Raw genomic sequence first — 15,123 nt, forward strand, 5'->3', positions numbered from 1 at the left:
AAAATGGTAGGCTGACCCGTTTCCTTTACCAAATAATTAGCCTCCGATAGAATTATTAAAGCGGCCAAACTCTGTAATTGTTATCCATGGATGAGAACTCACAAATACTTACTTTTTTAGATTTTGAACTGCTGATTGACCAGCGACTTCTTAAACGCACGGATAGTGAGCAGACCGTTCGCCTTTCTAATTCTGAAAGCCTATTGCTCCAGTTTCTCGCTCAGACACCTGGTGAAACTGTCTCTAGAGAAACACTCCTCAGCGAATGCTGGCCAGGTAGAATCGTCACCCAGAGTTCACTCAATGTCGCCATTAAGAACTTACGCCAAGCCTTTGAACAATTAAACAGTGAAAGCCCCATCGTCACAGACCTTGGTAAAGGTTACTCTCTGCGGGGGGAATCATGGCCTAGCCAAGACCAAGTCAAGCCAGAAGGCCCCGTTTCAACTGACAACGAGGTTGATCGAGTCTCCTCACTGTCCGAACCCTTGCCATGGGAATGGGTAATTTTCAGCTTGGGCTTCATCAGCACACTTTATGCGCTGTTCCTCTATACGGAAATTGTCGAAACCACCAAAATCAATGGTGTTATAACCTACTACGATGGCTTTGCCCTTGATGAGACCAAGCTGTCTGAAATGCCGGAGCAGGCAGATTTCCATATCATCTTCCCCAAAGGTGGCGCGATGCACTGTTATCAAGTACTCACATACAGCGACGATGAGTTTGTTGAGCTGAACAACCAATTAGGGCAATGCGACGATGAATAAATCGATCTCTTTTTTCTTTAGAGGCGCCTTACTCGCCATCACCCTATTTCTGGCTTGGGGAATCGTCTCAGCGCTGTTGACCGCTGACAGATACAGCCTGACAACCACCCACCCGGGAATCTCCAACGAAAAGCTGAAAGTGACCCTGAAACACGGCCAGATTAAGGCTCACTTTGTTTCGCGTGCGATAAAATCCCGTCGAGTCATTTCTTATGATATGCACGGTGTCTTTCTGCGCTTCGGTCCACACTACATATTATTCACAACCGATGACTCAGACGATGTTAAAGCTCGCGAACTGGCCGTCCGTAAGCTGTTTATTAATAAGATCTCTGATAATCAGGCATTTCTGATCAGTGATAGAAGAGGCTCATTTAAAATGAGAGACGGCTCCGTCATTTACCTAAACAGCGTCTTCACCGGGACCTATCGTTAAAAGGCGCTCAACCCATTTTCAGCCATGAGTAGAGCTACCGTCTCTACTTATTATTTTTCTGCTGCGATTTGGCAAACTCAGCCATGGTTTCAACCAAGTTAATCGGCATTGGGAAAATAATGGTCGAGGTTTTGTCGGTCGAGATCTCCGTTAAGGTCTGCATATATCGAAGTTGCAGCGCATTTGGCGCTTGATTAAGTATCTCAGCCGCTTCTCTGAGCTTGTTTGATGCCTCTAATTCACCTGTTGCATGGATAATCTTCGCGCGCCGATTACGTTCTGCTTCCGCTTGCCGAGCCAGAGCTCGCACCATACTGTCATTGAGGTCCACATGCTTAACTTCAACAGTGGCGATTTTAATCCCCCAGTCATCCGTTTGCTGATCAAGTATCGCCTGCAGATCTTTGTTCAGTTGCTCTCGCTCTGACAGCAGTTCGTCCAATTCATGTTGACCTAACACAGAACGCAGCGTTGTTTGGGAGAGCTGGCTGGTCGCATCGCTATAGCTTTCAATATTGTTGATCGCCATTTGTGGATCTATCACGCGAAAATAAACCACGGCGTTGACGCGTACCGAGACATTATCACGTGTGATCAAATCCTGAGTCGGCACATCTAATACCACTGTTCGAAGATCAACCCGTACCATTTGTTGTATAAACGGAATCAGGATGATCAGCCCCGGCCCTTTGACTTCTTGAAAACGGCCAAGAAAGAACACCACGCCACGCTCATATTCACGCAGCACCTTGAACATTTGAGTCGCCACTGCAATCAACAGCAGCGCAATCACTCCACCTGTATACATCCACATAACCGCCTCCTAGTTTTTCGCGCTTTGTTGCGCTCTCACTGTCAGCTTTAACCCTTGAATTTGGGTGACTTCAACTTTGTCACCCTGCCTTAGTATTTCTTCATTTGTCGCTTTTGCATGCCACAGCGCGCCATCCATTCTGACCGTGCCAACACCTTCGGCAAAGTCTTCACACACCACCGCCGTTTTACCCGAATAATTTTCCACCCCTGTTGTGACCTGCTTACGACGCACTTTAAGTAACAGACCAACCGTAAGAATGATGAATGCCGCGGAAAACAGCGCAATACCGAGAATCAAAGGCACCGCAACCTGGAAACCGGGCAGACCACTATCAAGAAGAAAGATCGACCCGAGCACAAATGCGGTAATGCCGCCCAAGCCAAAAATACCAAAGCTAGGGTTAAATGCTTCCACAACCATCAACGCGATGCCGAGCAATAACAACGCTAAGCCAACATAATTCACGGGCAACATTTGCAACGCGTACATCGCCAGTAATAAACAGATGCCGCCCAACACACCGGGCAGGCCAACTCCTGGGTTATAAAACTCCAGCAGTAAGCCATAGATACCAATCAACATCAGAATATAGGCAACATTGGGGTTGGTAATCACCGCAAGCATCTCCGCTCGCCAATCGGGTTTTCGCTCGACCCAAGCCACATTTTTTAGCACCAGCTCTGTAGCAACGCTGTTTATCATCACCTCACGACCATTGGCTTTTTCTACCAGCTGCTCAGGTGAAGAGGCAATAAAGTCGATCACGTTCAATTCAAGCGCTTCCGTCGCATCCAAGCTTGCGGCTTCACTGACAGCTTTTTCTGCCCACTCTGCATTGCGACCATGTAGCCTCGCTAAGCCTTTAATATAGGCTTTGGCGTCGTTGATGACTTTCTTTTCCATCGCCGTTTTAGCAGGCACTTTTTCTGAGTTTTGCGGTGCAGACTCATCGCTTCCCTGAGTTGAGTCGTCTTCGTTGGCAGGTGTGGGAGACGGCGGTGCACCGCCTCCCAGACTGACAGGAGTGGCGGCCCCAAGGTTGGTCGCTTCAGCCATCGCTGCGATATGACTGGCAAATAAGATGTAAGTGCCAGCACTGGCGGCTCTTGCGCCTGAAGGGCCAACCCAAGTGGCGACTGGAATGTGTGATGTAGTGATCGAGCGAATCATGTCTCGCATCGCACTGTCCAGCCCACCGGGGGTGTCCATTTTGAGTAGGATCAGCTTGACCGTGCCCGTCTGATGCGCTTGTTCTATCTCGCGAGACACATAATCACTGGTCGCAGGGCCAATCGCTCCCTTGAGCGGAATAATCCACACTTCATTGGCCACAGCCGATGACATCGCCAGTAACCAGCTGATGATAAAAATCGATATCCATTTCATACCACCCTCCTGTTGTTAACAAGTCTTTGGTGGTCACGCCTTAAATTATAGATACCCAGTGTGAAGGTTCATAATCATGCGTCACAAAGCAACTTATTCAGCAATGAATATGCAACACGTGAAATATAATTTTACCTTACCTGCAAAAACGTCATTCCAGATAACCGAGCGTTCGTTTATACAAGTGGCAACGTGGAACTGTCATTTTTGACTGCTAAAGTTATGTATTTGATTACATACAAATAATGTCAAAAGGCTAGAACCATGGGAATCGCGTATCACACCTATATTGGCAAGCAGGTCACCCACTTGCCCAACCTCCCCTGCCGCGCAGCAGGAAATGTTTCTCTTAATACGCCAGTCGGTAATTGCATCGATCGCTTCGGCCGCATCTGGCTAGCAGACACCGCACACAATCGTTTGTTGGTGTTTGATAGAAAAATGAACAAGTTACTCGCCAGTTTTGGTTCAGTAGGAAGTGGCGGCCAACAATTTAATATGCCTTTTCGCCTTCTTCCTCACCCAGAAAAACCGTGGATTTATGTCAGTGACATTGCCAACAAACGCATCCATATCCTTGAATACAACCAAGCGCTAAACATTCGATCCATTCACCGCTTCGGTGCGGGTGATCCCGTTAACCTCGAAGGGCCTAATGGACTAGCGTTTTATGAAGGGAAACTGTGTGTCGCTGACGAGTTTTACGAAGGGCCCGACAACGAAAGCCGTTTGGTCGTGTTCGATGAAAATGGAAACTGGCTAAGAGATATTGATGTCGTTAACGCACAAGAACCGGTGCATTTCCTGTGGCCACAGGGTCTGAGCTGCGATAACAATGGCCACTTGTATGTAGCAAATACTGGGTTCGCCACTGTGGTTCGCTGTGACTGGAATGGCAACCCAGTCCCGTTTGCCAACGGAAAAACATACCTAGATGGCATCGACCTTGCTCGCGATGTGTCAGTCATTGATGACCGCATACTCATCCCCGGCGCGAAGCAGTACTCCGTATCGGTTTACGACATTGACGGCCAGTTTTCTGGCAGCCTAAGTGGATTCTTCTCACCGATTCAGGTCACTAAGTTGCATCAGGATGTGTTACTGATCACTGAGCCCATTCTCGCTTCACTACAAATTCATAAAGTTGATTGGTCCGATTTATCACCAGAGCTACCAACAACGACTTTAGTAATCGACAAGTTAGGCGACGAGCGGGATCGAAAAGGCCAGCTTCACTTCGTGACTTCGGTTGCCGGTGATACCTCACCAACCGCTCAAGGTGAATACACCAGCCAGTACCCTTTGGTCAGCGAATGGTGGGACCAACACTTCCAGCAGCAAGACAAATGGCTCAACTCAATACATCAACTCGATGCGCCATCCTGGGTATCGATGACATTGAGCACGCAGCTTGAATGGACGCAAAGATGGCAGCAAACCTGGGTGCGCATCTTCCTTGGCGACAAATTCGATGACCCAAACCAGTTGCTTTGGTTAGTGGATGCAGGTAACTATCAGCTTCAGGCTACTGAGCGCAGCCAACCAGATGCAGCAAGACCGGGTAGCTTACCGCTTCTTCCTGGCTCTTTGGGTATCTGCTCGCTTACGCCTACCACGCCGTTAATTGGTCAGCTTAACCCTGACCTCCCGTTGCTAGTTGTGAGCAACTACATCAGCGGCATTATTACCATTTACCAATACGACGAATTCATCGGCGAATTAGTGCCTTTCAGTTACTTTGGTGGTTTAGGCCACGCCGACTGGCAACTGTTTAAACCTCAGGGAATCGCGGTAGATCCGATCAGCCGAGATATATACGTCGCTGACTCCGGCAATAATCGCATCTGCCGCTGGCGATTAAACGCTCAGGGGATTGCTGGCCTAGTCAGTACCTTTGGTCAAAAGGGCCACGGTGACCAAGATTTCTTTACTCCAACCGACATCACTATCACGCCAGACGAGCAAAAATACATTACGGATCAGAACAACAACCGAGTGGTCATTTATGACCGCCATGACAAATACGTAGGCAGTTTTGGCCAACAAGGTTACGGCACAGATAACGACAACTTCTTGTTGCCGACCAGTATCGATTTTGATGAGGGCAAATTGTTTGTATCGGATTTGGTCAACCGCGCGATTAAAATCTTCGATCAACAAGGCCAGTTTATCGATAGTTTTAGTGGATTTGGCGCTGATCCAAGTAAAGGCGAACTATGGATGCCCTACCTTCTCCATGCGCACAATCAAACCCTTTACCTACCTGACTGCGCTTTGAATCGCGTCAACGTGTATAAAATCAGCTAAGGAGAACGCCATGACATCAGTATTCGACAAAGCGAAGACCAAACGTTTGAAGCAAGCGACAACCGACATTTCTGAACAATCGGTGGAGGCCAGTGACAAACTGATTCAGCAGTACCAGTGCGTCACTGAACACTGCCTCAATCAGCCATCGTCAAAAGAAACCCGTAAAAAGCTTGAGGAGTGGCACAGTGCTCATCAGGCTCATGCCATTAATCACACCTTGTCTCCACCACATGAAAATTAAGAAAAGCGAGCCGAATGGCTCGCTTTTTTATGCGACCTCTGAGACGGGAAGTCTGTCTGATATGACCTTGCCATCTTTAATCGTAATAATGCGTTTGGTACGTTCAGCCAGCGCATTGTCATGCGTAACGATAATCAAGGTTCGTCCTTGCGCATGTAACTGATTAAATAAAGCTTCGATTTCAGCACCGGACTTGGAATCCAGAGCACCGGTCGGCTCATCTGCCAGAATAATCTGCGGATCGTTAACCAGTGCTCGTGCAATCGCCACACGTTGTTTTTGACCACCGGATAGCTGATTCGGCTTATGATCGAGACGATCACCCAGCCCAACCTGCTCAAGCAATTTGGCCGCGCGCTGGCGACGCTCTTTAGCTTTGATACCTGAATACACTAAAGGCAGCGCGACATTATCAAGCGCCGTTGCGTATTCAAGCAGGTTGAAGCTCTGAAAAACAAACCCGATTTTCTGGTTTCGTATTCCCGCTAATTCATTAGCACTCAGGGCTGCCACGTTCTGCCCATCAAGCAAATAGTCACCATCGGTTGGTTTATCTAGGCAACCGAGCATATTCATCAGAGTGGATTTACCCGAGCCTGAAGGGCCGAGAATAGAGAGAAACTCGCCCTGCTCAATCGTCAGTTCTACGCCATCCAATGCACGAACTTCCACTTCACCGCTTGAGTAATACTTACAAAGATTCGTCAGTTGAACCAATGCATTATCTGACATAGTGACTCCTGATTTTTTGACCACATCATTCACTTTGTAACGCCTCCATAGGTGTCACCTTAGCGGCGCGATTCGCTGGCAACCACGCTGATGCCACGCCGATGACAACCAGAGTCGCAATCACAATTGCCACCACAACCCAAGAAAGCTCTGGGACAGGTTTGCCCAAGCGTTCATAAAAAACATTGCCTTCGAGACTGACAGAACCAATCGCCGATACCAATGCGTAAGTGACTGCAAGCCCGAGAGCTCCGCCCATCACCATCGTCATGAGTGACTGAACTAAATAGTGGAGCCGAATTGCCGTTGGCGTCGCGCCCACAGCCATTCGCACACCAATATCTCGGGTTGAACGTTTCACCGTCGCGTACATGACATTGGCGATGCCAACTCCCGCTACCGCGAGTGTTACAAAACCTATGATGCCAAGAAAGCTCTGCAAACCAACTAGAAACTGCTGCATGCTTTTCTGCTTTAAGAACATGTCTTCTACTTGAACAATCTGCTGATCCGTAACACTAGCGCCATGCTTACGAGCAATCACCTGACGAATCGTTTCCGCTACCTTAACTCTATCGACACCATTTTTCGGCTGAACATTGATACCACCAATGTCACCATTGGGATGAAAACGCTGCCACGTGGAAAGCGGAACAAAGCTGGAATAATTAATGGGATCTCCCTGCTCGATATCAGCACTGTTCTTTTTCAGTACACCCACTACCGTAAATTCTTCACTGCCAATTTTAACCTTTTCCCCAACCGGATTGACTTTCAGTGTCACGGTTGCAAACCAGTTAAAATCATCTTCGGGGTTAAACAAGTCAGCAGCCAATAGATAGCCGAGCACAACGACTTTACGTTGCTCTTTTTGATCAAGCGGATTAAACCAACGCCCACCTGAAAGCGGAGCGAGATTAGTCATGGTTTGAAAATCAGTGGTGACGGCCAAGGGCTGTCGCCAAGTACCGCGATCACCGACCGTGATGTCTTCATCCCATAGTGCCGTCGGCGCTACAGCTTTAACTTCCGGCAACGCGCTGACGACATCGGCATCATCGGCTTTGAGCGTCAGTGGCTTACCCTGATGGAACACACCATAATCTACGGTTGCCATCCCACCGGTCAGGTATATCAAATTGCCATTACCATTTTGCGCGGTTTTCAGCACCCCTTGGCGAATGCCTTCTCCCACCGCTAACATGGCAGCAATACACAAGGTCGCCCAAGCAACCGCCAATATTGTCAGCCCTAATCTGAGCTTCTCTGCTGCCATTTCCTGAAAAATCTGTCTCATTGGTAGCAACATTGTTTAAGCCCTCGCACTCAGTGCTAACACCGGCGTCAGTCGCGATGCTCGTCTTGCAGGGAAGTAAGACGCCATTAACGCTAATACCACAGTGACCAGTAATGACAACGCAATCGAATCGGGTGTAATCACCGGCGAACCAATCCACTCTGGTAACGCTACAGTGCCCAGTAGTGCCACCAGCGCAAACGAGATCATTAACCCTATGGCAGTGCCAACCGCAACCAGTATCAACCCTTCAACAATAAACTGGCCGAGTATTGATCCCTGAGTTGCCCCTATCGCCAATCGCACACCGATTTCTCGGGTTCGCTCGGTGACCGAAAGGAACATGATATTCGCCACGCCAAGTGCCCCCACCGCCATTGTCATCGCACCGCTGGCTCCAAGAAATATTTGGATCCCGCGAAGAATGCCGCTGATCACAGCCGCCCCCTCACTAAAGTCAGGCAAACGCACCGCATCCTTATCACTTGGGTCAAAGTGAAGCTGCTTAGCGTAAAAGCGAACAATACTCTCTCGGAACAAGGCAGAGTCCATACCATCTGTCGGTTTCATCAACAGCATCCACGGTTTATCGTTCCATAGATCGCGATAGGTGGTTTGCGGGATGAAAACTCTGCGACTGTCACCAAAAGAGATGCCGGCGTCTTCGTCGCTGAGTACACCAATAACCAAGAAAGGAATGCCATTAACTTTGACCTCCTCTCCAATTCCGATACCTCCCATTTTGGCAATCTGATCGCCCAGCACAGCCACACGAGTGTGGCTTGCAATATCACTCGGTGAAATATTGCGAGAGCCCGTCTGAAGCTTACGCTCCGAAAGAGTAAAGTAAGCTGGGTCAATCCCACTCACGGCGCGGGCTAAATTTTGCCCTTTGATATTCGTGACACTGGCATCCCATTTGGCATAGACAGAAGCGACTTCCTTCACAAAGCCTGATTGCTTAATCATCTCGACTTTATCTTGTGGAATACGGATTTCACGACGTGATGGTAGCCCTTGCCAAGGCTTACTGGTTTGAGCCGGGAAAACCACCTGCACGTTGTTCACCATAAATGAAAAAGACTGACTTTGATGACGGTAGAAACCTTCGCCGAGTGCAATCAGCACCACCACAGAGATGACGCCCCAAGCGATCGCAATGATCGCCAGAATGCTCTTCATCCGATGCGCAATCAGCGTTTGCCAGGTTTGCTGAAGCAGGCTGCTCATGAATGAAAGGCCTGAGAAATGAGAGCCATCGTATTGTCGTCGAGCTTACCAGCCGTTTGCAGCAAACCAACTCGTTGACGCCAGTAGTTGTAGAGGTTGTTTTGCAAACTGTTCTTCGCATCAAACAGATTGTTATGAGCATCAATGACTTCCGATGCTTCGAGAAGTCCAGCATCGTAGAGTTTCTCCTTACTGCTCAAAACCTTAGCACGGGATTCAACCACCTCATTGGCCATCAGAACCTGATTCCAATTGATGTCGACCTGAGTAAACTGCTGGACAATGCGTTTCTGAATATCAATTTCAACCCTGCGCAGGTCCTGCTTAGCACTCAATATATTCAGAGACGCTTCGTCCACCTTAGCGCGCGTCGCACCGTTGAGGTCAATCGGCACACTCAAGGTGAGCCCGGCATTAAACTCTCCGTTAGAATATTTGTCATCGTCGCTGTAGCCAAGATTACCCTTTACCGTTGGGTAGTAGCCGCCTTTGGCTGATTGGCGTGCGAACTCGCTGGCTTTGACCTTTTGCGCGGCGACTAACAGCTCTGGGCTACTGTCTTTCGCCAACTTAAGCCATTGTTCTTGGGACTCAACCAACATCGGAGGCTGAATCAGGTTGTCGGTTCGAATTTGGTCAACATGCTCAGGCATCTGGTTGATGAGCGCCCCCAGCTCGGCTCTTTTCTCTTCTAGCTTAGCCTGTGCGCTGAGGATCCCCGCTTTATCGGTCACCAGAGTGGCTCGAATTTCTTCAACGTCAATCGATTTGACCTTACCGGCCTGGTAACGTTTTTCGATAATCTTCAGCAGCTTATTACCTTCTTCCAGCTTATTTTTTGCCAGTAGAAGGTCACCTTGTGCACTAGCGACATCAAGATAGGTCGCCAATAGCTTCTGGGCTAATTCATTGTGAGCCTGAGATAGCTCCAGCTCCGTTCGCAGATAGTTTGCTTGTGCTTCATCTAAGTCTGACCAAAGACTACTGTCCCATATTGTTTGGGATAACGTTGCACCGTAGGTATTGGTGTTGTCACTGTCTTCATTCCAGTTTGCTGATGCAGTCGCACTTAAAGATGGCAACAACGAGCTGCGGCTGGAAGCAACACCTGTTTCACCGATCTGGACGCCAATCTTGGCTTTTTCGTAATCGGGATCACTCTGTTTCGCTTGCTTCCAAGCTTGTTCAATCGAAATGGCATAGCTGGGGAAACTCAAGGTTGCAGCTAGCAATGCACATCCAAAGTATGAGAGATGATGTTTAGCCATGGGCGGCTCCCATCATACTGTTATCGATAATGTCTTCACCGAGCTCAACGCCTTCTAATACTTCGACGTTGATTCCGTCTGATAGACCAAGCTTGACCTTCTGCTTATGGAAACCCTGCTCTGAACTATCTGGGATCAGCACATTTGGCGTATCCCCTTCAAACTGCAGTGCACGCTCAGGCAAAGTCAGTACATTTTCCGATTTCTTGAGCGTGATTTGTGCCGTGGAAGAGAACCCTGAACGCAATGTAACGTCTTGTGGGATTTTCAGTTCACCAACTTCCACTTCAAAGCCATTATCGAAGCTCTTTGCTGTCGATGTATCTTCAGGTGAATTGAGATTCTCCGATTGAATCGCCACCTTAGTTAAGACCCCTTCGATCTGTACATCAGGGTAAGGCGCTACCGTAAGCAGAACTGGCATTCCCGGTGTTAATTGCGCAGCGTCGTGCTCACTCACGCTACCTTTGAAAATCAGACTGTTCATGTCTGCAAGAGACATCATTTCTGTCGCAGCCTGACTCGACTCGGTCGAAATGATCGGTTCGCCCACTTCCACTTTTCGGTTCAACACCGTGCCATCAATCGGCGCATAAATGGTCGAAGTCAGACGAGCATCACCGATGGATGCCTCACCGCTTTGAATCAACTCAAGGTTTTGACGTTTTTGCAGCACTGCGGCTTGTGCTGATTTGACTTCCGATCGCGCGCTAACGTAATCATCGTAGTTGCTCGGAATAATGTCTTGCTTAACCAGGCTCTCTAAGTTCGCTAGCTTTTGCTTAGCCGATTCCAATGTGGCTTCACTGCTCATCAGTTCTGTTGAAGCATCGGTTAACGCTTGTGGTGTCGGGTTGGGACGAACTTTGATCAGCGGCTGACCCTGCTTTACGTTTTCTCCGACCTGTGCGTAAATCTCCCCGACAATACCGTCGATCTGAGATTTAATGGAGACTGAATGCGCCGGGACAATTTTGCCCACCGCTACCGCTTCCTTCTCAATGGTGCCTTTCTCCACTGCCAAAGTAGGAAACGCCTCTGGCTGAGCAGAGGATTGCAGATAAAAATATGCGCCACCACCGAGCAGCGCGATGCTCGCAGCAGACAAGAGCCAACGTTTAGCCATGCTTTACTTCCAATGATTCTTATATGTAGCCATCTGACTACCTTGATATTATTAAGTTCCGAAAATCATACCGTGTGCTGGTGTGTGAAATACAGTCACAGATTGTATGAGTTTGTAGGCCCGTTCTGACAATAAAAAACGGCCTAAGTAATACACTTAGGCCGGTCTACAGGACAGTAAATTAATCTAAATTTATTCTTACGATTTATGAACGCAGTTTTTCCGCGATTTTCCGGCCTTGCTCTTGGCCATGTTCTACCAGAGCGCCTTTGTAATCTGACTTAAAGAAGCTGCCATCGACACAGCCAGATTGTTCAATCATCGGCGCCTCAGAAAAGCTCACTCTCGTATCAACAATTTGCTCGCCATTAACGTTATACATCGCATAGTGCATGGCGGATTTGGTGTAACAGCCACCACCCATCAGAAGGCTTTTTGAGTCCGTCGCGTATCCGGTATCGCTCACTAAAATAACGGCATCAACATTCAAAGCACGAGAGACTTTACTCGCCCACAGCTTAAACTCTTCTCGATCTTGGTAACTCATCACTTCAGCGTGACCATGAGGTAGGCCAAGATTAACGTAACCCGCTGGCACTGCCGCATGTCGGCGAATTGAACGCTCCATTGTCATATGCTGAGAGCTAACTAACTTCAGGCTCAACTGCTGATATTCTGTGTTATCTGCCACTTGCTGTGGCGTAAGGTATTGCCAGCCCGTTTCATCACTTAACTCACTGAGCATTGCAACCAAAGAGATGTCCGCGGCTTCTTGCCCGTCGATCTGTTTTTGAACGTGAGAAGTTGAGTCCATCATATTCACGACTTTCTTTGCCGAGCCATCCAACAATTGGCTCGCCATGGACAACGCATCAAATGCCATGACTTGTTTGTCCTCGGAAATATCCTCTGGATCTCTGACATCACGTACAATGGTCTCCGGAACGGAATACATCACTACCGCGACTTTCTTCACCTGAGCAAGCTCGGTCTGGTTAATCACGTTACGTGTACACCCTTGTATCATTACCACTGCACTGACCAATGTCAGTAGAACACTCTTCTTCATCACACCCTCAATTCATTCTTAACCGTATAAAGTGAGGTTAGTGTCTAAGTAAGCTGCAACAACTACAAATAACGAATCAACACAAAACAAAATGGATGTTTAATTTACATTTAAGCCATTGAATTTAAGACATAAATTAATCTTTCATTTTTAACTTTTTGTCTTTTTTGACATTTAACACCTAGGACGGAAGCGACCAAAAAGCGCCAAACATAAAATAGGAATTCTCTTTTTTCGACTCAGCATCTCATTTGTTAGAGAAGCGCTTAAATGTTTTGCACCCAAGCATCATATAAAACTAATTGCACTTATGATTTCAGCAGCATATCACTACTCTACACACGCAATTTTTGCCCCAATCAATTGAAAAATAACTACAAAGGTGAAGTATGCGTAACGTTAATTTACTTATGCTGTTTCCAATGGCTTTCGCTTCTCAAGCTGCCAACGTTGTTGACTACTCTCAAGTTGACCTTTCCCAAGTACTTAATCCGCCGACAACACGGGCATTTTCAGCACCCAATCAGCCGCTGGCTTATCAGGATGCTAGCCGTGTAAAAGCTGGTCTGCAGACACTGCTTCGAAAGCAACAGTTACACTATGGTGTCCCGGTTTACGGCCAGTCTTTAGTCGCTCAAGTTTCCGCCCAAGGTACAGTGACACCTGTTGACGGAAAAGTCCTAACAGGCATTGATGCCGATATTGGCTCTACCTTACCTATGCTCAACGCAAAGCAAGCGATAGAGCTGGCAAAAGGCAATAGCCAAGGCTTCGCTTCTCAAGCGATTCGCGATCCAAATGCTGAACTAATGATCTGGCAAGATGAGCAACAGATCGCTCGTTTGGTCTACAAAGTCGACTTTATTCAGATGAATGGTATGGGGCTTTCAAGGCCGATTACTCTTGTCGATGCTAAGTCCGGTGACGTGCTTGACCGATGGGAAGGGATTGCTTTCATTGAAGCGGAAGGACCTGGTGGTAACCGCAAAAGTGGTCGCTACTACTTTGGACCTAAAACGCAATACGGCGGCTTTGAAGTTAACCAGTATTGCCAAATGGACAGCCCAAATGTCGTCACACTCAATATGAACAACCAGCAATACGGTGGGCAAGTTCATCAGTTTGACTGTAACGTCAATAACTACCGTAGTGTGAATGGGGCCTACGCTCCAATGAATGACGCACACTATTTTGGTCAACGCGTTTTCGATATGTACATGGATTGGTTAAACACCCGACCTATTCAGCAAAAACTGACCATGCGCGTTCACTATGGCTCGAACTATGGCAATGCATTCTGGGATGGTCGCCAGATGACCTTTGGTGATGGTAACCAGTCAATGTATCCACTGGCAACGTGGGATGTGATTGCGCATGAAGTCAGCCACGGCTTTACAGAGCAGAACTCTGGTCTGGAATACCGTGGTATGTCAGGTGGGATGAATGAGTCCTTCTCTGATGTAGCTGCGGCGGCACTCAGCCAGTACGTTCACGGCAGCTTCAACTGGAAAATGGGCGAACATGTCATGAAGTACTCTGATGCCATGCGTTACTTCATTCAGCCAAGTAAAGACGGCGTTTCCATTGACCATATCAACCAGTATTACAATGGTATCGACGTCCACCACAGCTCCGGTGTGTTCAACAAGGCGTTTTACCATCTCGCGACCAGCTCAAACTGGGACATCAAAAAAGCGTTCATCGCCTATGCTACCGCTAACCAACTTTACTGGCGACCAAACTCAGATTTTCAACAGGGCGCTGAAGGTGTTTGTAAAGCGGCTCACGAACTGGGATACGACACTTCCGCGGTGAACAACGCATTCGCTCAGGTGGGTATTCAGGTGACACAGTGCGATTCTGGACAACCAGATCCCGAGCCGACACCTAACCCCGATATCGTAAGCTTACAAATCAATACACCAAGTGCGATTGAATCAGCGGGTAATGACGAACAACACTTTGTGTTGAAGAATGCACCAGCTGAGGATATCTGGGTACAAACCTATAACGGTTATGGCAATGTTGATATGTATGTCGCGATCAATCGTCCTGCTTCACTGTCGGATCATGATTGTACTTCCACCAACCGCGATAACAACGAATACTGTGGTTTCAGCGGTGTAGGTGATGCCGATGTTTATGTGATGGTCACAGGTGCGCGTAGCTCCTCAGATGCTTATGTTGGCGTTAGTGCCTATCTCGAAGAACCGACACCAGAACCACAGGACTTGTGCGCCAACTTAGAAGAATGGTCACCTTATTACTATTACCCACAAGGCACCGAGGTGCAGTCCTACGGGAACCGCTTTATCGCCACCCAAACTAACTGGGGAGCCGATCCTTACAGTTACTACTGGTACTGGTCATTTGAAGGCAGCTGCCTGCAATAATCGGTTCAAAAAAGAGCCCGCACGCGGGCTCTTTAGTAAGGAGAGCAT

The 15,123-nt window shown here is 48.0% G+C and carries 13 protein-coding genes; 5 read left to right on the plus strand and 8 right to left on the minus strand.

Annotation, left to right across the window (positions count from 1 at the left end; translation table 11 throughout):
* Positions 1–86: 86 nt before the first annotated feature.
* Together F0265_RS08040 and F0265_RS08045 are read left to right on the plus strand one after the other, a co-directional pair.
* Positions 87–770, plus strand: a complete 684-nt coding sequence (locus F0265_RS08040) for a winged helix-turn-helix domain-containing protein (protein ID WP_019276685.1) — start codon at positions 87–89, stop codon at positions 768–770.
* Entirely contained in the window at positions 763–1,206 is a 444-nt protein-coding gene (locus F0265_RS08045; RefSeq protein ID WP_171748486.1) for a hypothetical protein, read from the plus strand. The genes F0265_RS08040 and F0265_RS08045 overlap by 8 nt, the downstream gene beginning before the upstream one ends.
* A gap of 43 nt (positions 1,207–1,249) precedes the next feature.
* On the opposite strand, the gene F0265_RS08050 is transcribed toward F0265_RS08045, so the two are convergent.
* Both F0265_RS08050 and F0265_RS08055 read right to left on the minus strand, forming a co-directional pair.
* Positions 1,250–2,020: a slipin family protein gene (locus F0265_RS08050; RefSeq protein WP_171748487.1), complete on the minus strand. Its 771-nt coding sequence runs from the start codon at positions 2,018–2,020 to the stop codon at positions 1,250–1,252.
* 9 nt (positions 2,021–2,029) lie between these two features.
* Positions 2,030–3,409 carry a nodulation protein NfeD gene (locus tag F0265_RS08055; RefSeq protein WP_171748488.1) on the minus strand — a complete coding sequence of 460 codons (1,380 nt, stop codon included), beginning with the start codon at positions 3,407–3,409 and terminating at the stop codon, positions 2,030–2,032.
* 264 nt (positions 3,410–3,673) lie between these two features.
* On the opposite strand from F0265_RS08055, the gene F0265_RS08060 reads away from it, so the two are divergent.
* Entirely contained in the window at positions 3,674–5,716 is a 2,043-nt protein-coding gene (locus F0265_RS08060) for an NHL repeat-containing protein (RefSeq protein ID WP_171748489.1), read from the plus strand.
* A gap of 10 nt (positions 5,717–5,726) precedes the next feature.
* Positions 5,727–5,960 (plus strand): hypothetical protein, encoded by a 234-nt coding sequence (locus F0265_RS08065; protein ID WP_006959142.1) that lies wholly within the window; start codon positions 5,727–5,729, stop codon positions 5,958–5,960.
* Between the two features lie 27 nt (positions 5,961–5,987).
* Here the strand turns inward: F0265_RS08065 and F0265_RS08070 are convergent, their stop codons facing one another.
* The 6 genes from F0265_RS08070 to F0265_RS08095 all read right to left on the minus strand — a co-directional run bounded on the left by F0265_RS08070 (position 5,988) and on the right by F0265_RS08095 (position 12,682).
* Positions 5,988–6,692 (minus strand): ABC transporter ATP-binding protein, encoded by a 705-nt coding sequence (locus F0265_RS08070; RefSeq protein WP_038512607.1) that lies wholly within the window; start codon positions 6,690–6,692, stop codon positions 5,988–5,990.
* Positions 6,693–6,717: 25 nt separating this feature from the next.
* Positions 6,718–8,001: an ABC transporter permease gene (locus tag F0265_RS08075; protein WP_171748490.1), complete on the minus strand. Its 1,284-nt coding sequence runs from the start codon at positions 7,999–8,001 to the stop codon at positions 6,718–6,720.
* 3 nt (positions 8,002–8,004) lie between these two features.
* Positions 8,005–9,219: an ABC transporter permease gene (locus tag F0265_RS08080; protein WP_038512613.1), complete on the minus strand. Its 1,215-nt coding sequence runs from the start codon at positions 9,217–9,219 to the stop codon at positions 8,005–8,007.
* On the minus strand, positions 9,216–10,487 hold the full coding sequence (locus F0265_RS08085; protein ID WP_038512616.1) for a TolC family protein: 1,272 nt from the start codon (positions 10,485–10,487) through the stop codon (positions 9,216–9,218). The genes F0265_RS08080 and F0265_RS08085 overlap by 4 nt, the downstream gene beginning before the upstream one ends.
* Positions 10,480–11,613, minus strand: coding sequence for an efflux RND transporter periplasmic adaptor subunit (locus tag F0265_RS08090; RefSeq protein ID WP_171748491.1), 1,134 nt, complete (start codon positions 11,611–11,613; stop codon positions 10,480–10,482). Before F0265_RS08090 ends, F0265_RS08085 begins: the two co-directional genes overlap by 8 nt.
* A gap of 205 nt (positions 11,614–11,818) precedes the next feature.
* A complete protein-coding gene (locus F0265_RS08095) occupies positions 11,819–12,682 on the minus strand; it encodes a hypothetical protein (protein ID WP_065740425.1) in 864 nt (287 codons plus the stop codon).
* A gap of 389 nt (positions 12,683–13,071) precedes the next feature.
* Here F0265_RS08095 and F0265_RS08100 point away from each other — a divergent pair, with 389 nt between their 5' ends.
* On the plus strand, positions 13,072–15,075 hold the full coding sequence (locus tag F0265_RS08100) for a M4 family metallopeptidase (RefSeq protein ID WP_171748492.1): 2,004 nt from the start codon (positions 13,072–13,074) through the stop codon (positions 15,073–15,075).
* The last annotated feature ends 48 nt before the right edge of the window (positions 15,076–15,123 follow it).

Source organism: Vibrio sp. RE88 (assembly GCF_013113835.1).
Lineage (GTDB): Bacteria > Pseudomonadota > Gammaproteobacteria > Enterobacterales > Vibrionaceae > Vibrio.